Consider the following 25,264-nt stretch of genomic DNA (forward strand, 5'->3'; position numbering starts at 1 on the left):
GCTATGCGAATGGAGCAAATGGAGACGCCGGCGGTCGCGATTGATCTTGATATTCTGGATGCCAATCTAAAGCGAACGGCGGAGCTTGCCGCCAAAGCGGGGGTAAATCTGCGTCCGCATATTAAAACGCATAAAAGCGTGTGGATTGCCCGGAAACAAATCGAATACGGAGCTGCAGGCATTACGGTGGCCAAGCTTGGGGAAGCGGAAGTGATGGCTGATGGCGGAATCGATGATATCCTGATCGCCTTTCCTTTGGTTGGCGCAGGCAAGCTGAAGCGTTTGGCCGCATTGATTGAGCGTGGCGTCCGTGTAACGGTTAGCGTAGACAGCGTGGAGGCTGCAAGGGGAATATCGGATGTCGGCGTCGCTGCGGGCATAAGAATTCCGCTCTATCTCGATATCAATACGGGGCTAAATCGTTGCGGATTGGAGCCCGGGCTGCCTTCGGCCGACCTCGCGATTCAAATTAGCGCGCTGCCTGGCGTTGAAGTAAAAGGGTTGATGACGCACGCAGGCCATTCTTATGGCTGCGGGGATGCGGAGGGAGCGAAAAAAGTTGCATTTGCCGAGGCGGGAGCATTACTTGCAACTCAGCAAATACTCCGGGAAAGAGGGCTGGAGGTGCCCGAGATTAGCGTGGGGTCGACTCCGACCTCGAAGTTTGTCGAACAGCTATCGGGTGTTACCGAAATGCGTCCGGGGGCTTATGTATTTGGCGATGGCTCGCAGTTGTTTCCCGGTCTGATCGGCGAATCGGAGTGCGCGATGCGCATTCACGCCACGGTCGTAAGCATGCCGCGTCCCGGAACCGTCATTGTGGACGCAGGCTCCAAGACATTGGCCAGCGATGTTAGCGCCCATCGCAAAGGTTATGGTTACTTGCCTGATTATCCCGAAATATTCGTCGAGAGACTCAGTGAAGAGCACGGCATACTGGCCGTACCGGACGATTGCTCGCTGCGAATAGGCGATGTTATATCGATTATTCCAAATCACTGCTGTACGGTGGTTAATTTGCGTGATGAATTGATTGGAGTGCGGGGCGGGAAGCTGGAGCGTATGTTGAAGGTGGACGCGCGCGGCTTGAATACATAGGGGGATGCTGGCGTGCGTCCTTGGATATTTTCACAAACCGTATGTCATTTGAGCAAAGGACCGTTAGGGTAGTTTATCCCTGGCGGTTTTTCTACTTGGGCTCTATATCCCGGAATGAAACTTACCGCGCTAGTGAGTAGGCGGATATGACGGCAGACATGCATGAGTATGAAATTTCGAGTACAATGGTGCGTTTGGAGGTCAAAGTGATCGAATGAGTATGAAATTTCGAGTACAATGGTGCGTTTGGGGGCCAAGTGATCAAATGAGTATGAAATTTCGAGTACAATGGCACGTTTGAAGGGCCAGGCGATCGAATGAGTATGAAATTTCGAGCACATCCCCCCCCCGCTTTAGCAAGACTTGTGGAAAAACAGGAAAGTTTCATAGGTTTCATGAGCAGATTAAAATGTTCGAAAAATCCCACAGACACCAGAAGGCTGTCGATTCATTGTGGACGGCAGCGCAGTTAAGTAAAGGCTGATCGTAACGGACTCCACAGTCGCTATTTCGCAAAAATGGGGCCTGTTCAAATGGTAACGGACACAGACGACCTTACTTCCGTCAAAACCGCATACAATGGGCGGAAATCCACCAATTAGCGTCATCTGAGTCCGTTGGAGTTTTTGAATCACTCGTCAGAGTGATTTTGTTTATTCAGGGCTGGCCAATCGTCGCAGCGTGATTTTGTAGAAATTGGAGCGCGCATTATTTGTCTGAAAACACAAAATAATGGGTTGTTCTGGAAATATTATGACTTGCGAAGCTTGCCGAGCTCCGATACAATCGCTTCTACTTCGCTGATGCTGAACTTATCCTTGCTTGCGACGATGTCGTAGATATCCTTGACGTCTTCGTAGCAGGCGATGCTGAAGCTTCCGGCTTGCATAGCGGCGCCTGAAGCCATTCTCAGCTTGGTCTTGATAGCTTCGATCATGAACTCGAGATTGTCCTGTGTTGGCGACTGCAAATCAGTCATCGGTTTGTTCCCTCCTTTATTGCTTGAACGCTGATCTCGTCATTGTACCATGTTGCATATGGCGTGCACCACAAAATTGAAGAGGCGGGGCGATATCGGGTACAATGGGGAGTAGGAAAGTAAAAGTGAGAGTTCAAAAAGTTTGGTTATTAGTACAATAGCGTATGCCTCCGATGCTGCGTTTTTATCGAAAACGCTGTAGAAGATTAGATAAAGCCAGAACCTGAGGAGCGGAGGAAATATAGTGATTATCGCCAAGACACCGCAGGCTGAACAGGAGCTCGGAACTCCCGCACGGTTAGCTTCGTTTGTCGCCGACATTGCCCGGTTGCAGCTGGACAGGGAGAAGATTTTGTTTGTCTGCATCGGCACCGATCGTTCCACCGGGGATGCGCTGGGCCCGCTTGTCGGCACGATGCTGACGGAAAACGGCTGGCCGCGCGTTATCGGCACGCTGGGAGAGCCGTGCGACGCCCATCGGGTTGAAGGGGCTGCAGCCGCGGCAATGCAAGAACAGAGCGAGAGCTCGCTGACCATTATCGCGATCGATGCGTGTCTCGGCAAGCCGCAATCGATCGGCGGCTACATGCTAGGGAGCGGCCCCCTGCAGCCGGGAGCGGCGACGGGACGCCAATTGCCGCCGATCGGCGACTACGCCATCGCAGGCATCGTCAATCGGTTCGGCCCCAAGGCATACGGCATGCTGCAGACCACTTCGCTGCATCTTGTCATGGGAATGGCGAGAGAGATTGTTTCAGCTATTAACGAAGCGTGGTATATCCATAATAGTGAGAGTTCAAAAAGTTCGGTTTTCAGCACCGAGAAGATGGAATGCAAGTAGAAAATGAGGAGCGGAGCGTAGTGGAAGCTACGTGAGCACCTGCAATGTTTCCGGAGGAAACATACTTCGAAAGCATATACTTAGTTTCGCTTGCGTTCCATATTCGATGTCGAATACGCTTCTCGGCATACTTCGTGATCAAAAGCGGACTTTTTGAACATCCCATAATAAGCAATAACATTCTTCCGGTAGACGGGGGGATGGGCATTACACCCATGAGGAGGGATTTCGTATGAATGGCAAACCTGGCATTGACGCACAGACAATCTCTATCGCGAACAGTTCCGTAACGCTCGGCAGCGGTCTCGAGCTCTCGTATTACGATTCGAAGGGCATGGGGGCGGAGGAACCGGTATTGGTGCTTCTGCACGGTTACTGCGGAAGCTCCTCGTACTGGGAACAAATCATCGCCGAGCTGGCGCGGCACGCAAGAATAATCGCGCCCGATGCGAGAGGTCATGGCATCAGCGCGGCTCCAGCCGATGAAATATATTCGATGGAAGCATTCGCAGGCGATGTGGAGGAGCTGCTGGGACAGCTTGGCATCGGCGAGGCCGTCATGATCGGCCACTCGCTTGGAGGGTATATAACGCTTGCTTATGCGGAGCAGTACGGAGGCAGGCTGACCGCGTTCGGACTCCTGCATTCCACGACGCTTCCGGACAGCGATGCCGCAAAAGAAAACCGTGACAAAGCGATTGCGACAATCGAGGGAGATGGGGTCGACGTCTTCGTCGAAGGACTCGTGCCCAAGCTTTTCGCCTCCGATCGGTTGGAAGAGCTTGACATGCAGGTGGCAAGAGGCAAGGAGATTGGACGAGGAACGTCGCAGCATGGAGCGGCGGCTACGGCACGCGGCATGAAGGAACGTCCCGATCGGGGTTCCGTCATTCGAGACGCGTGGGTTCCTGTGCTGATCGTGGCCGGCGGGAAGGATGGCGTTATTCCGGCCGAGAGCGCGTTCGCCGCGACAGGCGGGAAGACGACAATCGTAGAGCTTGGGGAAGCCGGACATATGAGCATGCTGGAATGTCCGGAGGATCTGAAGACGGCCATCCGGGATTTTCTCGGAAGCTTGCGCTAGTCTGCCGTCCACTATTATAAAGTAGAAAGCCGGAGCCGGCCGTCGTTCGCCATGAACGCGCCGGCTCCGTATTTGGGGGAGGAATAGCGTTGTTCCAAAGGGATTATTTCATGCGTATGATCTCGCAGATGACGGAAGCCATTGGTCAGATTATGAACCTGCGCCGGGAGCGGAAGCAGGAGGAAGGCCTTCTCGTTATCGACGAGCTGCTGGACAAGGAATTTCGACTTAGCAGCAAGCTGATCCGCTCGCTATCGGATGACGACCTGATCAAGGTCATGTCTACGAATGGCCTTCCGGACACCGATCATCTGCAGGCGATCGCGATATTGCTGAAGCAGGAAGCGCTTCTTCAAGCAGAGCTCGGCAAAGAAACGGAGAGCTTCGCCGGCTACGTCAGGTCGCTTCGATTGTTCATCCGATTATCGCTGCTGGAAGCAGAGCCGACGCTGGTGCAGCCGGATGACGAAGTAAGGGATCTGCTGGAGACGCTTCGTCCCTTTGAGCTGCCTGTTCCCGCAAAGCGGCTACTGATGGAGTGGCATGAAGCGGGAGGTCGTTTCGCGGATATGGAAAACATCATGTACGAGCTGCTTGAGGATATGGCATTGTCCGCGGCGGACGCGGCGGCTGTCTATGAGCGGCTGCTGCTGCTGGATGACGGCAAGCTTGTCCAGGGCGGCCTGCCCCGGGAAGAAATCAGGCAAGGATTAACGGATTTGTCCGTCAACCATATGAGGAGTGAGCAGGGGTAATGAGCGAAACAGGGCAAGAGGAATGGCAGCGGACCGTTGCGGAATGGATGGAGAGAGGGGAACTGCTTCACGCTACGCTGAGCCAGCCGCGGCGCAAGGATGACGACACGCCGCCTAAAACCGTCGTAAGGCCGGTTGCCATGAAGGATGGGCTGCATTATCAATTCGAGTCTCATTACAAGGCAAAGGTGCTCCATCGAAACCTGAAGGAGGAAGAGGCTTCCGAAACCTTATTGTCGCTGTTAAAGGGCGATTACAGGCAGGCGTTAATAAAGACGCCGCAAGCAGACGTCCAATTGCTTTTTAGCAAGAAGGGGAAAGCTGCGGTTCGCCGTCTGGCTCCGACCGCAAAGAGCTCCGTTCCCATGGAGCATAATCGCAAGAAGCGCCGGGTGCTGGAGGAAGGCACTCCGGTGCCTTTCCTTGTGGAGCTGGGCATCATGACGCCGGAGGGCCGGGTGCACGCCAAAAAGCAGGACAAGTTCCGACAGATCAATCGATTTCTCGAGATGGTTTCGGATGTGCTGGATGATCTGCCTGCCGGACGGGAGCTGCGGATTGTCGACTTTGGCTGCGGGAAGTCTTACCTGACCTTTGCGCTGTATCATTTGCTGGCGGTAGAGCTGGGCCGGCCGATCTCCGTAGTGGGACTTGATCTGAAGGCGGACGTCATTCAGTTTTGTTCGGAGCTTGCGGGTAAGCTGGGTTATGACCGGCTGCAATTCCTGGTCGGCGATATCGCGGAGTACGAAGGTCTGACATCGGCGGATATGGTTGTGACGCTGCATGCCTGCGATACCGCGACCGATGCCGCGCTGGCCAAAGCAGTGGGATGGGGAGCCTCCGTCATCATGTCCGTGCCTTGCTGCCAGCACGAGCTGTTTGGTCAAGTCGAGAGCGAAGTGCTGGCTCCGATCTTGTCCCAAGGTCTGCTCAAGGAGAGATTCGCCGCCTTGGCGACGGATGCCGTCAGAGGACAGCTGTTGGAGACGCTGGGCTACAAGGTTCAGATGCTGGAGTTCGTCGATCCGGAGCACACGCCCAAAAATCTGTTGATTAGAGCTGTAGTCTCTGGTCGCAAAGAACTATCTCTGTCTAAATGGCAGGAGTATGAGGCATTCAAGTCGTTCCTTGGACTCTCTCCCGCGCTGGAGAGAATGCTACCGGGAGCATGGCCCGTTTCCAGGTAAAAATAGTTTCCATCCAACAAATAGGCAATTGTCGCGAGTAATAACATTTGCTACAATGGAAATAGATGGCTACCAAACGAATGGGTGAATCTTATTGGATTGGATGATCTGGCTCGATTTCAGCATGTTTCTGATACTTGCGGCCCTGTTTCTGTATGTGTTTTCCTCAAGCACGGTTACGGTTTTGCATCGCATTTATCTCTTGCTCCACGTCGTTTTCATCATGTGGCCTCTGTTCCAGTTCGCATCGCAGACGACATCCGAGACTTCCTTTAGGATCTTGTACCTATCGGCTTCCTACATAGGACTTTCGATGCTCGGAGTCGGCTGGCTTGTCTTCATCCTTTACCTGTCGGGACAGTCCTACGTCATTCGCAAGAGCAGGAGGTTGGTTCTGGCGATTCCCGCCTTTCTGTCGGTTGCGGTCGTGTGCTGGAATCCGGCAGGCATGTTCCTGCAAATCAACAACGAGTTGGGGCCCGTCAAGCAGTTGCAGCACGGTCCGCTTTATTGGGTCATGATCGGACAGCTCTTGCTTTATCTATCCGTGTCGCTGATTTTATTGATTCATAAGCTTCGAATGCAAGACGAATCTACTCGGCAACGTCAGATGGTCCGGACGGCATTGATCGGATTGTTTATGTTGGCGTTTTTCGCGATCGGAGATCTGCTCGTCAACATCTATTTCATCGATCTTCTGAACAACTACATTCCGCTCATCTCTATCGGCCTGACAACGACGGCCGTCTATATCGTAAATGCGATCAGCCGGAACCGGGTGTTCGACATCATCGGCATTGTGCAGCGCGACGTCATGAATACGATGTCAACGGGCATTCTTGTCATGGACGAGAACGACGTTATTCTGGAGATCAACAAAATGCTGCAACCGATACTAAAGCTGCGAATCGGGGATTTCTTCCAGCCGTTTTCGCTTGCAGCGCAATTTAAGGATGAGCCGGCCAGGCAGCTGCTGGCGCTCTTTGAGTCTCAACGAATGCGTCCCATGGAGCGGCTGGAAGTGGAGCTTAACATCAATTTCAACGACATCTGCTACGTGGTCGTGCAGTCGGCCCCGATATTGGACGGGAAGAAGCGAATAATCGGCCGCGTCTTGACCTTTCAGGATGTAACGGAGCTTAGAATGCTGGTAGAAGAGACGAATTCCCAGAACGAGCTGCTGCAGCAACGGAACAAAGAGCTTCTCGTTATGCAGGACGAGCTGTCCCAAGCGAACAGGAAACTGGAGCAAATGGCGATTACGGACGGCCTTACGGGCTGTTTCAATCGCAGATACTTGCTGCAGCAGCTCGAAAGCGAGATCGTATCGAATATTCGGTACGGCATTCCGTTTTCCTTGTTTATCTTCGATCTGGACCATTTCAAGATGATCAACGATCGTTTTGGCCATCTTGCCGGCGACGAAGTATTATGCAGCACGGTACAAGCCGTACGAAGAGTACTGCGTCCGACGGATGTGCTGGCCAGATTCGGCGGGGAAGAATTCACGGTCTATTTGCCCCATACGAATCGGGAGCAGGCCGACCTTATCGCGGAGCAGGTCAAGATGACTGTGGAGCAGAACAAGGTGCCGTCCGGCATTGGTGACGGAGTTGTCTCCGTGACGATCAGCATGGGCGTTAGAACGATCGACCGGTTCGATCTGGACAATCTGACTGATCCGAAGTCTTATCTGCGCGAACTGATGGCAGAAGCGGATGCTGCATTGTACGAAGCGAAGTATAGCGGACGCAACCGGATCGTTAAGAGCAAGCTGGCGTAAGCGGATTGCTCCGAGCGAGAGAGGGATGACAGCAGATTGACTGCTTCGTCCTTTTTTTTCCACTTTTCGTGTTCAGATTTTGTTCAGAAGGTTGTGCTTCATCCGGGCCAAGTGGATATTAGCTACATAGTCAGACGTTATGATGTTTGCTAATATATAAATGCATGTTCAAAAAGTTCGGTTTTCAGCACCGAGAAGATGGAACGAATGTAGAAACTGAGGAGCGGAGCGTAGTGGAAGCTACGTGAGCACCGGAAGTTTCGCTTGCGTTCCATATTCGATGTCGAGTAGGCAACGCGACCATACTTCGTGATCAAAAGCGGACTTTTTGAACTTCCTCTTCGAGGTTCACCTTCGCGGATAAAGACTCACAATGAAGGCAGGTATACACAAAATGAGAAAAGTGCAGCTAGCAATGGCGAAGCCGGGGGATCGGATTGCCAGATCGATCTTTCAAGAGAATGGCAACGTCTTGCTCGGGACCGGGGTTGAATTGAACGAGCGATACATCGAGAGGCTTCGCAACATCGGTATCGACTTTCTATATATTGAAGACGGGCTTTCCGAGGACATTGAACCTGAGGAGACGATTCGGGACGAGACACGGACGAAGGCTGTCAATGAAATTTATAAAACCATGAATTCCTTCAAAGACGAGGTCGTGACCAAAGGTCGGACGATTGCTCCCGATATAGGGCGCAATTTTCGCGCGGTGTTCGGCAACATCATGCAGGATCTTGCTACTCGACCGAATATGCTGGTCAATCTGTCGAGTATTCATTCCATGGACGCCTATTTGTTCCAACATTCCTTCAATGTAGCCGTATTGTCCGGCATTATGGGGATCGCCAAGGGATTCAATCGGAATCAATTGGAGGAGCTGGGCGTAGGCGCTCTGCTCTTTGACATCGGCATGACGAAGCTGCCGCCGGAGCTGCTGAGCAAAACGGGACGTTATACGAAGGAAGATATGGAGTTGATGCATTCGCATCCCAAGCTGGGCTTCGATATTTTGCGCAAATATCACGATATCTCCATCGTATCCGCGCACTGCGCTTTGCAGCACCACGAACGCTTCAACGGCATGGGGTATCCGCGAAACTTGAAAAAGGATGAAATTCATATATATGCTCAGATCGTCGGACTGGCCGACACCTATGATGCGCTCGTATCGCCGCGTCTGCATCGCAAACGTTATACAACAAGCGAGGCGATCGAATTTCTATTCGCTTCCGGCGGCACGTTCTTCGATCTGGATCTGATCAAGCTGTTCTGCAGCCATATCTCGGTATACCCCGTGGCGACGACGCTTCAACTGAACACAGGTCAAGTTGTAGTGGTGACGGAAAATAACCAGCTTGCGGTGCATCGTCCCAAAGTGCGCGTCATTATGGAGGCGGATGGGACTTTGCCCAAGTCCCCGTACGAGATCGAGCTTAAGGATCAGCTTCATATTACAATCGTGAAGGAGTTGTAATAACGAGAGAGATGCGCTGGCGATTGCGGCGCGTAACGGATGCCTCCCCCGCTAATCGGCAGAAGCCGCGGCGTAGGAGGTTTTTTGTCTGTACCGCAAGCTTTGAATCCTGCTCCGTTTAGGGTAGAATGGGGGGATATAAGAAGAGAAAAGGGAGATTGTCGGTGTGGATGAGTTTGCTAGCATAACGCATTGGACGGGGCGGCGGCAGTCGGCGGAATGGCAGCGCGCGCGAGGCGTGTCGCTCGGCATCGGCGACGACGCCGCGGCTGTCGATGTCACCGGGGCGAGCGACGGCATCCTTGGCGCCAAGCACATGGTGCTCGCGGTCGACACGATGGTGGAGAGCGTGCACTTTAGCAGCGAGACGATGAGGGACGAAGACGTCGGCTACAAGGCTCTTGCCGCCAATGTGAGCGATATTGCCGCGATGGGCGGCGTGCCTCTGCATGCGCTCGTATCGGTCGCCGTGCCGAAGTCGTACGGTCCGGAGCGGATGCGGAGGTTGTACGACGGGCTGTACGAATGCGCCGAGCGCTATGGGGTGGCCGTGATCGGGGGCGACACGACGTCGTCCCCGGATCGGTTGGTTATATCCGTCACGCTGACGGGAACCGTCGAGGCGGGACGCGAGGTGCGGCGATCCGGCGCGAAGCCCGGGGAGGCCGTGTTTTTGACCGGCGCCGTGGGGCTGTCGGCGGCGGGGCTGCATCTGCTGCTCGCCGAGGCAGGCGGAGGCGGAGCTGCTGGTTCTGCGAAGCAGCGGTTGCAGGCAGGCGATGTTGAGGCGGGCCATGTCGCGCCGCGTGCGGAAGCGGAGCATGTTGTGCCGCATGCGGAGGCGGGCTATCTTGAGCTGATACAAGGACAAGGGCGGGAGACGGGGCAGAGCCGTGCTGCTCTTGTAGCGGCGCATCAGCGTCCCTCTCCGTCGGTAAGGGCCGGAAGGCTTCTGCTGGAGCATGGGTGCAGCAGCCTGAACGACGTCAGCGACGGAGTTGCCAGCGAGGCGTGGGAAATTGCGGAAGCTTCGGGGCTCTTGCTGGTCCTTCGTGAGAGCCGTCTCCCGTTGAACGATGCGCTTAAGGAGTATGGCGTCGATGCCTCTCTTAATCCGCTGGAGTGGATGCTCTATGGCGGCGAAGATTACGTGTTGCTAGGCACGATTGCCAAGGACAAGCTGGAAGTGGTTCGAGAAGTTTTCCGCGAGGAAGGGCTTCCCTTTTTCGAGATCGGCGAGACGTTGGAGGGGCCGGTTGGCGTGGAGCTCGTCGGGGAGTCGGCACAAAGCGGCGATGAGCGGAATATTCCTGTGGCGAAGCGGGGGTATAATCATTTTGGATAATGAAGCGGTGATGGGGATGAAAGCTGGCAAGGCAGAGGCTGTTCAAGAAATGGGCAGCTTGCAGGAAACGAAAATATGGGCGTCCAGACTGGCGGCTCTCGCAGGTCCGGGTACGGTCATCGCTCTCGACGGCGATCTCGGCGCGGGCAAGACCGCATTCTCACAAGCGTTCGCCGCGGCGTTAGGCATTAGAGGCGTGGTAAACAGTCCAACTTTCACGATTATTAAGGAATACGAGGGGGAGAGCCTCCTTTTTTATCACATGGATGTTTATCGGTTGTCCGCTGATGAAGCGGACGAGCTGGGGCTTGACGAATATTTTTACGGAAACGGCGTCACGATTGTGGAATGGGCCAGTTTGATCGAGGAACTGCTGCCGCCTAATCGCCTGTCTATCTATATCGAGCATCTCGGAGGAGAAGCAAGGCGGTTCCGGTTGACGGGATGGGGAGAGCCGTATGCGGAGTGGCTGGACAACGCTATGGAACAGGAGCAACTTGGACAATGAATAAGGCAGCATGGGCAGGGAGCGGCCCGGTTATCGCTCTGGATACGTCTACGGCTGCGATGGCAGCTGCGATTATCCGTGACGGGGAAGTGCTGGGAGAGGTGCAGTCGTTGGCGGAACGCAATCATTCCGTTCATGTCATCTCCCATTTAAAGGATCTGTTGTCATCGTCGAATATAAAGCCGGAGGAGCTGGCGGGTATCGTCGTCGGCAACGGTCCCGGCTCCTATACGGGCATGCGGATTGCGGTCACGGCCGCCAAGACGCTGGCCTGGTGCTGGGAGAAGCCGCTGGCAGGCGTCTCCAGTCTCGAAGCGATCGCGTTCGGAGCTTGGCACAGAGGAATGGAAGACGTGCCTGCAGGCGGTGAAATCACGAATGCTCATGCCGAAACGAGCCGCGAGCATTGGGTGCTCCCCATTATGGATGCCAGGCGGGGGCAAGTGTATGCCGCGGGTTTTGTTTGCCGTGCGGGTGCAGATACAGATGGAGCTAATGTCGAAGAATGGTCGAGATTCGCCGAGGATGGCGTGCGGTTGATGGAACGATGGGTGGACTCGATTCTTGAGCGGATCAAAGATATGGTTGGGAGAAAAGCGGGTTCTGAAGGTGCTAGTGCAGAGGAGTACGCCAACTCGGATCAGATACATGCAGCAGCCGTGCCTGTCGTCTGGCTCGTCGGCGACTTGTCGCTGCATGGACCGGCAGCCGAGCGGCTGGCCGCGCAGGGAGCGGAGCTTGGTGCCGAAGTCCGGCTAACGCCTTACGTCATGGAAGGCCGATACTTGGCGGAACTTGGCCAAAGACGGCTTGCTGCAGGCGAGAACGAAAATCCGCATACCTTCATTCCGAATTACACGCAGCTTACGGAAGCGGAAGTGAAGTTGAAGGCGAAGCGGGCGAGTGAGGGATAGAGATGCCGGTGGATCATGCAAAGCTTGTATATCGCCCCATGTCGTTAGCCGACATTCCTGCCGTTCTGCTCATCGAGCAGGAATCGTTTAGCAGTCCCTGGACGGAAGAATCGTTCGTGAACGAGCTGAAAAACAATATGTTCGCCAGATACCTCGCGCTGGAATACGGCGGACAATTAATCGGATATGGCGGCATGTGGATCATTATGGACGAGGCGCATGTCACGAACATCGCGATCAGATCCGATGTCAGGGGCATCGGACTCGGGCATCGGCTGATGGCTCAGCTGCAGCGGACAGCGCTGTTCTACGGCGCGGCGCGCATGACGCTGGAGGTGCGCGTCTCCAACGAGCATGCGCAGCGGCTATACCGGAAACATGGCTTTCAGCCATCCGGCGTACGCCCGAACTATTATTCGGATAACAACGAAGACGCGCTTATTATGTGGGCGGAGCTGGATGAGAGCCGGCTGGGAACGGGAGAGGAAAGTCATTGAATACAACTGGCAATTACGATGAAACTTTGATACTTGCGGTAGAGACAAGCTGCGACGAGACATCGGTGGCGGTGGTCAAGGGCGGCAAACATATTCTGTCCAATGTAGTCAGCAGCCAGATCGACGTTCACGAAGCTTTCGGCGGAGTCGTGCCGGAGATTGCTTCGCGCAAGCATGTCGAAAGCATAACGTTAATTATCGAACAGGCCATCCGCGAATCGGGACATGGATTAAAGGATATGTCCGCTATCGCGGTCACGCAAGGACCCGGGTTGGTCGGGGCGTTGCTCGTAGGCATCGTCGCGGCAAAAAGTCTGTCGCTCGCGTTGGACATTCCGCTAATTGGAACGCATCATATCGCGGGTCATATTTATGCCAACGAGCTCGAGCATGAGCTTCGATATCCGTGCTTGGCGCTTGTTGTGTCCGGCGGGCATACCGAGCTGGTTCTGCTGGAGAAAGAAGGCAGCTTCCGGCTGATCGGCCGTACCCGCGACGATGCGGTGGGCGAAGCCTATGATAAAGTCGCCCGCTCATTGAAACTGCCTTATCCCGGCGGACCGCACATCGACAGGCTGGCTGCGGAGGCCGAAGCTGCGATCGAGCTGCCCAGGGCATGGCTGGAGGAGGGGAGCTACGACTTCAGCTTCAGCGGGTTGAAATCCGCCGTGCTTGCCGTCATTAATCAGACGCGCATGAAGGGGCTTGAGCTGGACGAGGCTGCCTTGGCCCGCGGTTTCCAGGAATCCGTGATCGAGGTGCTCGTGACCAAATCGCTGAGAGCCGCCTCGGCTTATGGCGTCAAGCAGCTCTTGTTGTGCGGGGGCGTTGCCGCCAACCGGGGCCTGCGGGCTGCGCTTGCAGCTCGCTGCGAAGCCAAAGGGCTGCCGCTCCTCATCCCGTCCGGCAAGTTATGCACGGACAATGCCGCCATGATTGGAGCGGCTGCGCATCTGAAGCTGAAGCGCGGCATGTATTCCGACCTTGATCTAAAGGCCGATCCCGGTCTGTCTCTGGAAGCATGGTCGCCGGAGATTGAAAATCGGACTTTTTGAAGTTCGAATTGACAGATAATTATCGTACGGCTATAATAAACAGCAATACTTCAATCCTCATATTCGCAAACGCTAAGAACAGGAACAGTAGAGGTGCTCCGGAACGCATAGGGACTTAATGTCTTGATTGCTCAGAGAGCTGCGGGTGGTGCAACGCAGTCGATGGAAGCCTTGAAGCTCGCCTGGGAGCGGAACTAAGGATCATTGCCATGTCTCTCATGCATGGGAGGGCAATTTACTTAGTTACGGTTAACCTCCGTAAGCAGGTTCATCGTGATGGACTCCGGATCCGTAAACGATGATTAAGGTGGACATTCTTTCGTCTTTTTTGACGGAGGCTGTCAACAAGGGTGGTACCGCGCGGGTCTTCGTAACCTGTCGTCTCTTGAATAAGAGGCGGCAGGTTTTATTTATTTTCAGGACCATTAAGAAGTCGGTCGACTGGCGGAAGAGATAAGGTGCACCTTATCGCCCGCCAGAACGAACATCCTGATTGATGGATAGACTGGTCGATGGCAAAAAGCGCTGCGAATGAGGCAAGTGAAGTGAACTTAATCGAATATTGAATAAACGCTATGAGCAGGAGCAAGTAGAGCAACGGTTGGCAAATCGGTTCACAAAATCATGGGTCATGTGAGTTTTTCTCATGAAACGGTGGATACGGTCAAGAGAGCTGCGGGAAGGTGCGACGCAGTCGAAACCAGGGCTTGAATCTCGCCTGTGAGCGGAATACGGGAACGTGGCAGCCATTTTCGAAGCGCAAGCTTCGGGATAGAAACATTCGCCGCCGGTACTGTATTACGGATCGCCTCCGTCAACGGGCTTTAAGCGGGCATGCTGCACCGGACATATGAGTTCGGGCACGGCCAATTGGAGTGGTACCACGGCAGAAGCGTTAAGCTTGTCGTCTCTTGATCGATTGATCGGGGATGGCGGGCTTTTTTTCGTTTAGAAATAACCTTGGCTACTACACTTCTATAGGACCATTATCGAGGAGGAAAAACAATGGAAAACTACAAAAAAATACAAATATTCGATACGACTTTGAGGGATGGAGAACAATCGCCGGGAGCCTCGATTGCACCGGAGCGCAAAATCGTCATTGCCCGCCAGCTCGCCAAGCTGGGCATCGACGTGATCGAGCCGGGGTTCGCGGTGTCCAGCGCCGGCGAGTTCGCGGCGGTACAGCAAATATCGCGCGAGCTGCAGCAGGTGGAGATCGCCGGCTTCGCACGGGCGGTCAAAGGCGATATTGACGCCGCGGTTCAGGCAACGGCGGATGCAGCTCGCCGCAGACTCCATCTGTTCATCTCGTCGTCGGACATTCATCTGAGCCATCAGCTGCGCAAATCGCGGGAAGAGGTCATTCGGATTGCCCGCGATATGGTGGCGTACGGTAAACAATTCGTGGACGAAATCGAATTCTCGGCGATGGATTCGACGCGGTCCGGCCGTGATTTCGTCATCCAGCTGGTCGAAGCCGTCATCAAGGAGGGCGCTACAATCATTAACTTGCCCGATACGCTGGGGTATGCGATGCCAAATGAAATTATCGAGCTGTTCCAGGCTGTGCGCAAGGAGGCTCGGGGAGGCGATAAGGTGCGATACAGCGCGCATTGCCACAATGATTTGGGTATGGCGGTAGCGAACAGCCTGGCCGCGATCCAAGGCGGGGCAACGCAGATCGAAGTGACCGTGAACGGCATCGGCGAGAGGGCGGGCAATTGTTCGCTGGAGGAGCTGGTTATGGCCATCGAGACGCGCCGGGACTATCTGAAGGCGGAGACGAATGTCCAAATCGATCAGATCTACGAGACGTCGCGAATCGTCAGCCGGACGATGAATTTCCCCATCGCCTACAACAAGCCGATAGTCGGACGTAATGCATTCCAGCACGAATCCGGCATCCATCAGGACGGACTTCTGAAAAACCGGAACACGTATGAGATCATGGATCCCGAGGCGATGGGCATCTCCAGAAGCATGATCGTGCTGGGCAAGCACTCGGGCAGCCATGCCATCAAACATCGTCTGGCGGACTTCGGCATTGAGCCGACAGAGGAGCAATTCAAGGCGATCTACACCAGGTTCAAGGAAGTTGCCGACGGGCAGAAAATCGTGACGGACAACGAGTTGATCCGCATAGCCGGCGACATGACCCGGACGCAGCTGGACCCGCTCGTCTTGGTGGATCTGCTGGTGCATGCAGGTACGCAGCGGGCGCGTACCGCAACCGTTACGGTACGCGAGAACCAGGACGGACGCGAGGAAAGTTATACGGCTATGGGCGAAGGGCCGCTCGAAGCCGTTATCCTGGCACTGAAGCAGGCCATTCCGGCTGAGGCGGAATTCGAGGACCTGGAGCTGCATTCGCTGTCTACAGGAGAAGATGCGTTCGGCGAAGCGGTAGTGAGCGTGCTTTATGGCGGAGGGAGGTTCAGGGGCAGCTCTGTGCATAATGATATTATTCTGGCGGCTGCGCAGGCATACGTGTCCGCATGCAACCAGGCATTTATGTCTGCGGGGGCGGCTCGGAAGGAGAATCACGTCAGCAGGAAGATTAACTAAGTCGAATAATGGGGGGCTCCCCAACAAAATAGCTGACATGTGCACAAACTTATCCACAATCGACCCTCGTTTTGGGGATAAGTTTGTAAAGAGGGCGTAAACCTTGGGTTTGCGCCCTCTTTCTTATGTGGGGGAAACGGGGATAACTTTTTCACAATTGAATTGTGAATAATGTGGATAAAGTGGATATAAACAACGAGATCATAGGCTCCTGCGCATATTATTCGTCAGAAGCTTGGAAATTGCGGGCCTGATCCCGAAAAATGTCGACAGAATTAACTAACAATTTATCCAGAGTTGTGGATAAGCCTGTTAATAGGTATGTCGAACCAACGAAACCAAGGCGCGGGAGGCGGAATGACAAGGGATAAATGCGGCAATCGACAGCGCATGGCGAGAGCGCAATGATATTTGCGTTAATTACGAATCAAGTTTTCGGTGAAAACACGTGCCGGATGAGCTATCTTAACAATAAAGTCATACATGCGGAGGTAAACTGAATGGATAAGGGAGCCGTCATCCAGGTGAATCAAGTCAGCAAGCATTTAGGCGCTAACCATGCAATCAAGCAAGTATCCTTTCAGGTGAGGCAAGGAGAACTATTCGGCGTAATTGGCAAGAGCGGGGCGGGAAAGACGACGCTGCTGGAGCTGATTTCGGGCCAAAGCAAACCCGACGAAGGTTCCGTAAGCGTGCTAGGCTTCAATATGTTGACGGATGGGGATAAACTGAAGGAACACATCAATTTTTTGATGGGAACAACGACTTTGATCGATAAAATGACGGTGAGGGAAGCGCTGGAGATGTTCCAGGATTTCTATCAACGAACGATCGATACCGACGTCGTGCTAAAGCAGTTCGGACTGGCGCCCTATGCCGACAAGATCGTCAAGCGGCTGTCCGGCGGGTTGCGGCAGCGAACGACGCTTGCGATCTCCGTCGTCAATGATCCCGAGATTATCTTTCTCGACGAACCTACGACCGGTCTCGACAGTCAGGCGAAGCGCGAGTATTGGTCTATTCTTGCGGGACTGAGACTGCAAGGCAAGACGATTGTCATCATCTCCCACGATATGACGGAAATTCAATATTGCTGCGATCGTGTCGGCGTCATGAAGGAGGGGCAACTTGTCGTATGCGACAGCCCGATGACGCTGATCGAGGAGCTTCCAAGGGGCGGGCTTACAATGGAGGCGGTATACATGGAGTATGCCGTAGGCAGCAGGGGAGGCGTTGAAGTTTAAACCGGTTGAACAAGGCAAGCGCGTCCAAGATCCGTCCAGCGAACACAGAAGTCTAATGGAGATAAGGATGGAAATGATCGCACTTCTCTTATCACGCAGGAGCGAGGAGGGAATTGGTGATTCAAAGAAGAACGATGCCAGCAAACGCAGAACGTAGTATACTGGTTATGGCATTGTTGAACTTGCGGAGGAATCCATATGGAATGGGTACATAATGACTGGAATAATCTAAACGTTAGAATCGGCGAGGCAATGAAGTCGCTCATTCGGGAAAGGTTCCAATCCCTGCGGCTTCAGAAGCACGCGCTTGATTTCGTGGAAGACAAGCTCGGCGAGGTCATGATCTTCGGATCTTTGACGTTCGTTCACTACCATATGTACGGCGGTATCGAGGGCGACCCTCTTATGACGGCGGCGGGCATGGAATTATTGATTCTGGCAACGGATATTCTCGACGATTTGGAGGATGGAGACGCGCCTGCCAAGCCATGGATGAACATTCCTATGCCGGAGTCGCTTCATGCCGCAACCTCCATCCTGACGCTGGCGCACCAGGCGATGCTGCAAGGGATAAAGGATATCAGACTTCGCGGCGAATTCGCAGAACGGCTCAACAATCAACTGCTGCTTTCCGCGAACGGACAGATGATGGATATTGCCAGTGAAGCGAAGGACGAGGATGGTTACGTGGAGATGATACGGTTGAAGTCCGCGTCTTTGTTCGTTCTGGCCTGCAATGCAGGCGCGATGTGCGCGGGACGCGAGTGGAGTCCGGACATAGAAGCGTATGCGGAAGCGCTAGGGCTGTCCGCCCAGATGAAGAACGACGTAAGGGATCTTGTGCGCTGGGACGACAAAAGCGATTTCCTGGGACGAAAGATCAGTTTGCCGCTGCTGTATTTGATGGAAAGCAGCACGGAGCAGGACTCCTGGATTATAGACTACTTCCAAGGGAGATCCGGCGCGGAAGCTGTTCGGGACAGGCAAGACCAGTTCCGCGAAGCGCTGGAACGGACAGGCGCCTTGCTGTATGGAACGGTGATGGGACGTATGCACTATAATCGTTTCCTCGATTTGCTGGACGCCATGCCTGCCGAAGATAGGTGGAAGGAAGGGCTTGTTCGCATGCTGGGCGATGATAGTCGGATCAATGACAAGGCCCTTCGATCTAACGCCTAGTCCATAGGGAGCGAAATCACGCAAAAGCTATTTCGGTAAATACCAATCAAGTTTGCGTTTGCCTGCTATCCTATGTCTGATATAGTAGAAATGTACTATATTCGATGTTCATTAATAGGAGAAGCGGAGGAATGTAAAATGTTGAAGGACATGATTCGTCAATTGGCAAGCAGCGCAGAAAGTATGAAGTTGGTTATGGGTGGACAAGTTCAATTGGCAGGAGTTTCAACGGAAGAACAGAGAGCTCTCCTAGGCGAATTGAAGGATAAGGACAACGGTGCCCGTTATTTCGGTTACGGCTGGAACTAGTTTCCAAGTCAGATGAAGAGATTGAAAGGAAGAGGTTTGCATGAAATCCACGGCAATGAAAAGGCTGAGCGCATTCCTCTTCTTGATTTTTTTTGTTACAATAACAATTTATTTGACTGCCGTCATTATTCGCGTACCTTCCATCGGAGCGTACGTCCTTCCTCAGGATAATGCCGGTTTTTTTGTTGTTTCACTGGCACCTGGGGGCCAGGCCAAGATGAACGGATTACAGATTGGTGACCGGGTGCTTGAGATCAATGGCAAGCAGGCGGACGAATTCCCCAATCTATTGAAATACGATTCGCTGGAGGACGCGGACAACGTCCTTATCGAACGTCGAGGCAGCTCCATAATCTCCATTACGTTCGCCAAAGCCTGGTCGGGCGAGCATACGACGCTCGAATTATTGCTGCAGCTATACATACCGGGAATATCGCTATTCGTGTTCTGCGCGTTCTCCGCATTCCTTTATGTAAAACGAAATCATGATCCGGCGGCTATTATGCTTATTCTGTTTTTCTCGTCGATCGGGATAAGCTACTACAGTTCCTCGGCGTCCATCTTGAGGGATCCCATCGGTTTATCGATTATTTATGTCGTATTGCCTACCATTCCGTTATTGTATATGAGCTTCATGAACATTTATCTGCGAAGATTCGACGCGAGTTTGATCGACAAGCGATGGCTTGTCGTACTCTTCGGAATCGTCGGCGCGGTCAGCGCGAGCAGCCTGATCTATATTTGGACGGATCTGCTTAGCAACGAGACGTTTAATTATATCAAGAATGCCTATAGCGCTATTGTGCTCATCGGCAATCTCGTTTGCGTCTACAAGCTTGTGCTCAAATATATGAAACACCGTTTTACGAAGCTTCATTCGCTGTTTACGATAACGTTGACTGCCCACCTCGTGGCTTTTACGCCATTCGCGGCTTTGAACTTGTTGCCGCAGCTGTTTGGCAACGATCAGGTTCTGCCTCCGGCATTCACGGCTTTGTTTTTGTTTGTGTTGCCGATCGTCTATTTCTATCTGTCGACTTCCAATCAGCTGTTCGACATAGATTTTATATTAACGCGATTCAAGTATTACACGGCGTTGTCACTCCTGCCGGCCTTACTGCTGGCGGCAGTGGTCACGCTCGCGGCCCAGGCGCCGGATGGCAGCGCCTGGTCGAAATTTAGCGGATCGTTTGTCATTGTATATGTAGGCATGACATTGTTCTTGTACGCTAAGGAACAGATCGATCAGCGATTCCGGCCTAGGCTGTTCAAGGCGATGTACAGCTATCAGGACAGTCTGGATCGCTTCTCCCGCAATGTGGCTAAGGTCATGAAGCAAGGCGATCTGGAGTCGGTTCTCAAGAACGAGATCAACCAGTTGCTGCCCGTAGGACGCATAACGTTCCTTATCGTCGATCAATCGGAGCATGCGGTGTTTCCTATGAGCGATGAACACGAAGAGATGGTAACCGCCGACTTCCTGCTGGGTACCGTCAACGCGTTCAAGCTTGGGGACTTGATTGATCTTCCGTTCGGTCTAGGTCTCGTCATCGGCAAGCAACGTTCCAGATACCATGTATTGTGGATTGGCATGAAGACGAATCATACGAAATTTAATTCCGACGAAATTCGCTGGCTTAAAACAATGGCCAACTATTCCAGCATTGTGTTCGAGAATCTGTATTTGATAGAAGGACTGATCGAGGATCTGCAGTCCGAGGTCCGCAAAGAACACGCGCCCTCCCCATGGGTGCTCAGGATGTTGTTCCTCCTGTCGGAGAACGAGCGGCGAAAGCTGGCAGCGGATCTTCATGATTCCGCGTTGCAGGACCAATTGCTCTGGTATCGCAGACTGGAGAGCATCATGATGGACCATCCCCTCTCGGAAAAGCTCGGCAATGAGCTGGAAGCGATTAAAGAAGGGCTTCTGGACGTCATCCATCAGATCAGGGAAACCTGCAATGAACTCAGACCGCCGTTGCTTAAGGAGATGGGGGTTGTCGAGGCGGTGGAGTCGATTATCGAGCATACGCAGATGAGGGTGAACTTCGAAGTGAAATTCCGTTCCAAGCCTATTCAGCACGAGCTGAATGAAGAGCAGATAACGGCGATCTACCGAATCGTTCAGGAACTGCTGCGCAATGCCGACAAACATGCAGACGCCAAGGTTATTACACTGGAGCTGGAATTGCGCAAGGATATGTTGTATTTCCGCTATCAGGATGACGGCATCGGTATGGATGTCGAAGGGATGGCGGAATCTTTCGAACATATGGGTTTATCGGGCATTAAGGAACGTGTCGCGAGTCTGGATGGCGAAATTTCGTTCGTATCGGAGCGCGGCCGGGGACTTGAGGTGACGATCCTGATGCCGGTTATGATAGAAGGGGCAAGAACCGAAAGGGGTATTACAGGTGATTCATATCTTATTAGTTGACGATCATCCCTCCGTGGGAGAAGGCACGAAGACGATGATTGAACAAGATGGCGAGATGAAGGTGACTGTTGCACATTCCGCTTTGGAAGCTTTAAACAAAGTGCAGACAGGCAAGGAACCGTTCGATCTGATTCTTTGCGATCTCAATATGCCAGGCATAAGCGGGCTGGAATTGACGAAGCGCTTGCTTCAGCTGGATCCGGATCGCAAGATCGTCATCTATTCCGGCTACGAGATTGGCTCGCACTTTAATCTGCTTATCGAATCTGGCGTTTCCGGCTTCATATCGAAGACGGCTTCGCGGGAGCAGCTGCACAACTCCATTCGCTGCGCGTTACGGGGAGAGGCGGTTATCCCCATTACGCTGTTAAAGCAGCTAAGACGAAACGAAGTATTGGTGGCCCGATCGGAGTTATCCATCGAAGACGTATCGATCAACGAGAAAGAGATGACTATTCTGTCTGAGGTTGCTGCGGGCGTGAGCAACAAGGAGCTTGCAGCCAGTTTGCATGTCAGCCAACGCAACGTGGAATATCAATTGACGCGTATTTTCGAGAAGTTAAATGTAAGATCACGATCGGAGGCTATTCGCGAAGCGAAACGTCTCGGACTTATTAGTATGGAAACCTATTAATGTCATAGAAGAGGGCTGCCGGCGCGATGAGAGTATCATCGTGCCGGCAGCCCTCCCTCTATAATTAAGTTTGATCCGCCAGAAGAGGTCTACATCAGTTCTTCCCATTGCTCATAGGCTGCGGATAACATTTGTTTGTGTTCTTCGATGGAGGCCTGAATCTCTTGAATGCGGATGTAATCATTAAAGATCGCGGGATCCGTCAATTGCTCCTCCAATTCGGAGACGGCGCCTTCCAGCTCGGCGATCTGGGCTTCGAGCTGCTCCAGCTTACGCTGCTTGTTGCGTTCGTCGCGTTTGGCCTGTTTCTCCGCTTCGTAGGAGCTGGCCGTCGGAGCTTCTGCAGCGGCGCCGGTCTTGCGCTGAGCGGAGGCTTGCATGGCAAGGGCTTCGCGCTTGGCGTCTTCCATCTCGCTTTTTTTCTCCAGCATATCATCGTAATTGCCCAGGAAATGTCGGATGCCGTCGGGATGAAGCTCGATGATTCGCTCCGCCATCTTATTTAAGAAGTAGCGGTCATGGGAGATAAACAACAGCGTGCCTTCATAATCGATGAGTGCGGCTTCCAGCACTTCCTTGCTGAACAGGTCCAGATGGTTCGTCGGTTCGTCGAGAATGAGAAGGTTGGCTTGCGCCAGCATCAGCTTGGCCAGCAAGACGCGAGCTTTCTCGCCTCCGCTTAAGGAGGAAATCCGCTTGAGCACGTCTTCGCCGCTGAAGAGGAAGTTGCCAAGGACGGTGCGAATTCGTGCTTCCTCCATATGGGAATATTCGCTCCAGACTTCCTCAAGCACCGTATTCTGTCCATTTAATCGGGTATGCTCCTGATCGTAGTACCCAATCTTTACGTGGGTGCCGAATCGTATGGTGCCGGAAGCGGGCTCAAGCTGCCCCATCAGCGCCTTCAACAGCGTGGATTTGCCGATACCGTTCGGTCCGATCAGCGCCACGGTTTCGCCGCGCGTCAGATCGAATCCGATATGGCGGAATAACGGCTGCTCTTTGCCGGGGAAGGTAATGGACAGATCGTCGACGCTGAGCACGTCCTTGCCCGACATGCGCTCGACCTCGAAGGTGAAATGCGCTTTCTTGAGATCGCCGAGCGGCTTGTCCAGTCGTTCCATCTTCTCCAGCGCCTTGCGTCGGCTCTGGGCTCGCTTTGTCGTCGAGGCGCGCACAATATTGCGCTGGATGAACTGTTCCATCTTCTCGATCTCGCCTTGCTGCTTCTCGTAATGTTTAAGATCCGTCTCGTATTCGGCAGCCTTGATCTCCAGATATCGGGAGTAGTTGCCTGTATAACGTGTGGCGACATGGCGTTCGATCTCGACAATCGTGTTCGCCATCGCGTCGAGGAAATACCTGTCATGGGATACGACGACAATAGCGCCTGCGTAACCGCGCAGGTAGGATTCCAGCCAGGTCAACGTCTCGATATCCAGATGGTTGGTAGGCTCGTCAAGCATGAGCAGATCGGGAGCCTGAAGCAGGATGCGAGCCAGCGCAAGACGCGTCTTCTGTCCGCCGCTTAAGGTGGAAATGACCGTCTCCATATCGAAGCTGCCAAAGCCCATGCCGTGCAGGACGCTGTTGATGCGCGTATTGATCTCGAAGCCGCCCTGCTCGCGGAACCAGTCGGACAGGAGAGCATATCGCTCCAGCGTCTCCTCATAGCGCTTGGGATTGTCGTGGAGTTCCGGATCCGCGATCCGCAGCTCCAACTCGCGGAGCTCTTCCTCCGCTTCAAGCAGATGGGAGAACACGGCGCGCATCTCCGCGATAATGGTGCGATCGGATTGAAGGCCGCTGTTCTGGGCGAGATAACCGAGCTTCGTTTCTTTGGCTTTATGTATATCGCCGGAGTCGGCGGACATTTCGCCGGCGATTATTTTGAGCAGGGTGGATTTGCCTGCGCCGTTAACCCCGACGAGGCCAATCCGGTCGCGTTCCTGAACCTGCATGGAAATATGGGATAATACGGCGGTGACGCCATAATGTTTGGACACATTGGACACTTGCAACAGCATGTCTGACCCTCCACTCCATAGTTGCAGCATAACGCTGCGTGCATCAATTTCTAGTTTACCACAAAGTGCTGCATCCATTGGCGAAAGTTGTATAACAATGGTACACTACATGGAAAGGCAAGTTCAGTCATGGGACGGGAAAGAGGATTGAACGATGGACGCGCCATACGTTGGACAGGAGAAAGCGAAGGCACGGGCTGTCTATGCATCGGACAGGAATGCGTTAGACCCCGAGGAGCGCCTGAGATGGTCAATTGCGGCATGCCGTCATATCGCGGATCTGGTGGAGCGCGAACGGCTTCGCGTTATTATGGCGTATGTGTCGTTCCGCAGCGAGCTCGACTTAAGTACGCTGATGCAATGGTGCTGGCAGAAGGATGTCCGGGTTATCGTGCCGAAATCCATCGTAGAAGGACGAAGCATGACCTTGCACAGACTGGACAGCTTAGCGCAGCTTCGTGCCGGGGCCTATGGCATTCTGGAGCCCGATCCAAACCTTGCCCCTCCGCTCGAAGACGATGTTGTGCCGGAGCTTGTGCTGGTGCCGGGGCTCGCCTTCGACCGGAACGGGGGAAGAATGGGATACGGCGGAGGTTATTACGATCGCTTCTGGCAAAGGATGTCTGACAGCAACGAACGGTTGGGGAAGCAAACGCTCTGGCTCGGAGCCTCATTCGAAGCGCAAATAAGGGATGAGGTCCCGGGTGAGGAGCATGATTTGCGCCTCGATGGCGTTGTCACAGAAGCGGCTATTTATTGGAGAGCGGGATCACATATGTAAAGAAAGGAGAGGCGCGGGATGGAGCTTACCCACTTTAACGAACAAGGAAGGGCAAGAATGGTCGATATCTCGGAGAAGGACGTCACAACCCGGGTCGCGACGGCGCGAACAGGCGTCAAGATGCATCGCGAAACGCTGGAACGGATCAAGGCTGGAACAATCGGCAAAGGAGACGTGCTGGCGGTCGCGCAGGTCGCGGGCATTATGGCGGCCAAGAAGACGTCGGACTGGATACCGATGTGTCATCCGCTGCCTCTTACCGGCATTAATATCGTGTTCGCCGACAACGGCGAGGACGAGTTATACATAGAAGGAACTGTGAAAACAACAGGCAAGACGGGCGTGGAGATGGAGGCGTTAACTGCCGTATCGGCTGCGGCGCTTACGGTCTACGACATGTGCAAGGCATTGCAAAAGGATATGATCATCGGGCCAACGCAGCTTGTGGCAAAGAGCGGCGGGAAGAGCGGAGATTACAGCATAAGTTAGAGTTCAACATCTATATAACGGAAGCGTAGAGAGAGCAGTCGCGGGACATTCGGGATGGGAGGAATGGGAT

General features: G+C 53.6%; 22 protein-coding genes. 20 read left to right on the forward strand and 2 right to left on the reverse strand.

From position 1 onward, the window contains the following. Positions 1 to 3 precede the first annotated feature (3 nt). Positions 4 to 1,098, forward strand: coding sequence for an alanine racemase (locus tag KJW29_RS34065; protein WP_214627961.1), 1,095 nt, complete (start codon positions 4 to 6; stop codon positions 1,096 to 1,098). Positions 1,099 to 1,849: 751 nt separating this feature from the next. Here the strand turns inward: KJW29_RS34065 and KJW29_RS34070 are convergent. After that, a complete protein-coding gene (locus tag KJW29_RS34070) occupies positions 1,850 to 2,077 on the reverse strand; it encodes a DUF1128 domain-containing protein (RefSeq protein ID WP_087571160.1) in 228 nt (75 codons plus the stop codon). A 244-nt stretch (positions 2,078 to 2,321) separates the two neighbouring features. On the opposite strand from KJW29_RS34070, the gene yyaC reads away from it, so the two are divergent. The 17 genes from yyaC to KJW29_RS34155 all read left to right on the forward strand — a co-directional run bounded on the left by yyaC (position 2,322) and on the right by KJW29_RS34155 (position 21,897). Beyond that, positions 2,322 to 2,918, forward strand: coding sequence for a spore protease YyaC (gene yyaC / locus KJW29_RS34075; protein ID WP_246608496.1), 597 nt, complete (start codon positions 2,322 to 2,324; stop codon positions 2,916 to 2,918). Between the two features lie 232 nt (positions 2,919 to 3,150). Then, entirely contained in the window at positions 3,151 to 4,002 is an 852-nt protein-coding gene (locus tag KJW29_RS34080; protein ID WP_087571158.1) for an alpha/beta fold hydrolase, read from the forward strand. 89 nt (positions 4,003 to 4,091) lie between these two features. Next, positions 4,092 to 4,757: a DUF6483 family protein gene (locus KJW29_RS34085; protein ID WP_108993060.1), complete on the forward strand. Its 666-nt coding sequence runs from the start codon at positions 4,092 to 4,094 to the stop codon at positions 4,755 to 4,757. Further along, positions 4,757 to 5,947: a class I SAM-dependent methyltransferase gene (locus tag KJW29_RS34090; protein ID WP_214627962.1), complete on the forward strand. Its 1,191-nt coding sequence runs from the start codon at positions 4,757 to 4,759 to the stop codon at positions 5,945 to 5,947. Before KJW29_RS34085 ends, KJW29_RS34090 begins: the two co-directional genes overlap by 1 nt. Positions 5,948 to 6,050: 103 nt before the next feature. Next, positions 6,051 to 7,730: a histidine kinase N-terminal 7TM domain-containing diguanylate cyclase gene (locus tag KJW29_RS34095; RefSeq protein WP_246608935.1), complete on the forward strand. Its 1,680-nt coding sequence runs from the start codon at positions 6,051 to 6,053 to the stop codon at positions 7,728 to 7,730. Positions 7,731 to 8,124: 394 nt separating this feature from the next. Continuing rightward, positions 8,125 to 9,207 (forward strand): HD-GYP domain-containing protein, encoded by a 1,083-nt coding sequence (locus KJW29_RS34100; protein ID WP_214627964.1) that lies wholly within the window; start codon positions 8,125 to 8,127, stop codon positions 9,205 to 9,207. A 166-nt stretch (positions 9,208 to 9,373) separates the two neighbouring features. Continuing rightward, the gene (locus KJW29_RS34105) at positions 9,374 to 10,552 is read left to right on the forward strand and encodes a thiamine-phosphate kinase (RefSeq protein ID WP_246608497.1); all 1,179 of its coding nucleotides are present in this window, start codon (positions 9,374 to 9,376) and stop codon (positions 10,550 to 10,552) included. A 49-nt stretch (positions 10,553 to 10,601) separates the two neighbouring features. Beyond that, entirely contained in the window at positions 10,602 to 11,060 is a 459-nt protein-coding gene (tsaE, locus tag KJW29_RS34110; protein ID WP_246608936.1) for a tRNA (adenosine(37)-N6)-threonylcarbamoyltransferase complex ATPase subunit type 1 TsaE, read from the forward strand. After that, on the forward strand, positions 11,057 to 11,974 hold the full coding sequence (tsaB, locus tag KJW29_RS34115; RefSeq protein WP_214627965.1) for a tRNA (adenosine(37)-N6)-threonylcarbamoyltransferase complex dimerization subunit type 1 TsaB: 918 nt from the start codon (positions 11,057 to 11,059) through the stop codon (positions 11,972 to 11,974). Before tsaE ends, tsaB begins: the two co-directional genes overlap by 4 nt. Before the next feature lie 2 nt (positions 11,975 to 11,976). Further along, positions 11,977 to 12,471 (forward strand): ribosomal protein S18-alanine N-acetyltransferase, encoded by a 495-nt coding sequence (gene rimI, locus KJW29_RS34120; protein WP_214627966.1) that lies wholly within the window; start codon positions 11,977 to 11,979, stop codon positions 12,469 to 12,471. Then, entirely contained in the window at positions 12,468 to 13,526 is a 1,059-nt protein-coding gene (gene tsaD, locus KJW29_RS34125; protein ID WP_214627967.1) for a tRNA (adenosine(37)-N6)-threonylcarbamoyltransferase complex transferase subunit TsaD, read from the forward strand. Before rimI ends, tsaD begins: the two co-directional genes overlap by 4 nt. A gap of 1,005 nt (positions 13,527 to 14,531) precedes the next feature. Then, positions 14,532 to 16,094, forward strand: coding sequence for a 2-isopropylmalate synthase (locus KJW29_RS34130; protein WP_214627968.1), 1,563 nt, complete (start codon positions 14,532 to 14,534; stop codon positions 16,092 to 16,094). 500 nt (positions 16,095 to 16,594) lie between these two features. Continuing rightward, entirely contained in the window at positions 16,595 to 17,338 is a 744-nt protein-coding gene (locus KJW29_RS34135) for an ABC transporter ATP-binding protein (RefSeq protein WP_187104002.1), read from the forward strand. Positions 17,339 to 17,536: 198 nt separating this feature from the next. Next, positions 17,537 to 18,517: a polyprenyl synthetase family protein gene (locus KJW29_RS34140; protein WP_214627969.1), complete on the forward strand. Its 981-nt coding sequence runs from the start codon at positions 17,537 to 17,539 to the stop codon at positions 18,515 to 18,517. A gap of 138 nt (positions 18,518 to 18,655) precedes the next feature. Beyond that, positions 18,656 to 18,826 carry a competence pheromone ComX gene (locus tag KJW29_RS34145; RefSeq protein ID WP_179215859.1) on the forward strand — a complete coding sequence of 57 codons (171 nt, stop codon included), beginning with the start codon at positions 18,656 to 18,658 and terminating at the stop codon, positions 18,824 to 18,826. Positions 18,827 to 18,866: 40 nt separating this feature from the next. After that, positions 18,867 to 21,263 (forward strand): ATP-binding protein, encoded by a 2,397-nt coding sequence (locus KJW29_RS34150; protein WP_214627970.1) that lies wholly within the window; start codon positions 18,867 to 18,869, stop codon positions 21,261 to 21,263. Continuing rightward, entirely contained in the window at positions 21,241 to 21,897 is a 657-nt protein-coding gene (locus tag KJW29_RS34155) for a response regulator transcription factor (protein ID WP_087571145.1), read from the forward strand. The genes KJW29_RS34150 and KJW29_RS34155 overlap by 23 nt, the downstream gene beginning before the upstream one ends. 89 nt (positions 21,898 to 21,986) lie before the next feature. Here KJW29_RS34155 and KJW29_RS34160 read toward each other — a convergent pair whose 3' ends face one another. After that, complete coding sequence (locus tag KJW29_RS34160) at positions 21,987 to 23,924, reverse strand: ABC-F family ATP-binding cassette domain-containing protein (RefSeq protein WP_214627971.1); 1,938 nt, start codon at positions 23,922 to 23,924, stop codon at positions 21,987 to 21,989. A 154-nt stretch (positions 23,925 to 24,078) separates the two neighbouring features. Between KJW29_RS34160 and KJW29_RS34165 the strand changes: the two genes are divergently transcribed. Together KJW29_RS34165 and moaC are read left to right on the forward strand one after the other, a co-directional pair. After that, positions 24,079 to 24,705, forward strand: coding sequence for a 5-formyltetrahydrofolate cyclo-ligase (locus KJW29_RS34165; protein WP_214627972.1), 627 nt, complete (start codon positions 24,079 to 24,081; stop codon positions 24,703 to 24,705). A gap of 18 nt (positions 24,706 to 24,723) precedes the next feature. Next, entirely contained in the window at positions 24,724 to 25,194 is a 471-nt protein-coding gene (gene moaC / locus KJW29_RS34170; RefSeq protein WP_214627973.1) for a cyclic pyranopterin monophosphate synthase MoaC, read from the forward strand. Positions 25,195 to 25,264: the final 70 nt, after the last annotated feature.

Origin of the sequence: Paenibacillus agaridevorans (assembly GCF_018604145.1) — a bacterium.
GTDB lineage: Bacteria > Bacillota > Bacilli > Paenibacillales > Paenibacillaceae > Pristimantibacillus > Pristimantibacillus agaridevorans.

Coding starts and splice junctions, on each gene's coding strand:
- moaC (WP_214627973.1), top strand. CDS start 24,724: ATGGAGCTTACCCACTTTAACGAACAAGGAAGGGCAAGAATGGTCGAT.
- KJW29_RS34070 (WP_087571160.1), bottom strand. CDS start 2,077: ATGACTGATTTGCAGTCGCCAACACAGGACAATCTCGAGTTCATGATC.
- KJW29_RS34095 (WP_246608935.1), top strand. CDS start 6,051: ATGATCTGGCTCGATTTCAGCATGTTTCTGATACTTGCGGCCCTGTTT.
- KJW29_RS34100 (WP_214627964.1), top strand. CDS start 8,125: ATGAGAAAAGTGCAGCTAGCAATGGCGAAGCCGGGGGATCGGATTGCC.
- rimI (WP_214627966.1), top strand. CDS start 11,977: ATGCCGGTGGATCATGCAAAGCTTGTATATCGCCCCATGTCGTTAGCC.
- KJW29_RS34145 (WP_179215859.1), top strand. CDS start 18,656: ATGTTGAAGGACATGATTCGTCAATTGGCAAGCAGCGCAGAAAGTATG.
- KJW29_RS34160 (WP_214627971.1), bottom strand. CDS start 23,924: ATGCTGTTGCAAGTGTCCAATGTGTCCAAACATTATGGCGTCACCGCC.
- KJW29_RS34065 (WP_214627961.1), top strand. CDS start 4: ATGCGAATGGAGCAAATGGAGACGCCGGCGGTCGCGATTGATCTTGAT.
- tsaB (WP_214627965.1), top strand. CDS start 11,057: ATGAATAAGGCAGCATGGGCAGGGAGCGGCCCGGTTATCGCTCTGGAT.
- KJW29_RS34140 (WP_214627969.1), top strand. CDS start 17,537: ATGGAATGGGTACATAATGACTGGAATAATCTAAACGTTAGAATCGGC.
- KJW29_RS34135 (WP_187104002.1), top strand. CDS start 16,595: ATGGATAAGGGAGCCGTCATCCAGGTGAATCAAGTCAGCAAGCATTTA.
- KJW29_RS34165 (WP_214627972.1), top strand. CDS start 24,079: ATGGACGCGCCATACGTTGGACAGGAGAAAGCGAAGGCACGGGCTGTC.
- KJW29_RS34090 (WP_214627962.1), top strand. CDS start 4,757: ATGAGCGAAACAGGGCAAGAGGAATGGCAGCGGACCGTTGCGGAATGG.
- tsaE (WP_246608936.1), top strand. CDS start 10,602: ATGGGCAGCTTGCAGGAAACGAAAATATGGGCGTCCAGACTGGCGGCT.
- KJW29_RS34130 (WP_214627968.1), top strand. CDS start 14,532: ATGGAAAACTACAAAAAAATACAAATATTCGATACGACTTTGAGGGAT.
- KJW29_RS34150 (WP_214627970.1), top strand. CDS start 18,867: ATGAAATCCACGGCAATGAAAAGGCTGAGCGCATTCCTCTTCTTGATT.
- KJW29_RS34080 (WP_087571158.1), top strand. CDS start 3,151: ATGAATGGCAAACCTGGCATTGACGCACAGACAATCTCTATCGCGAAC.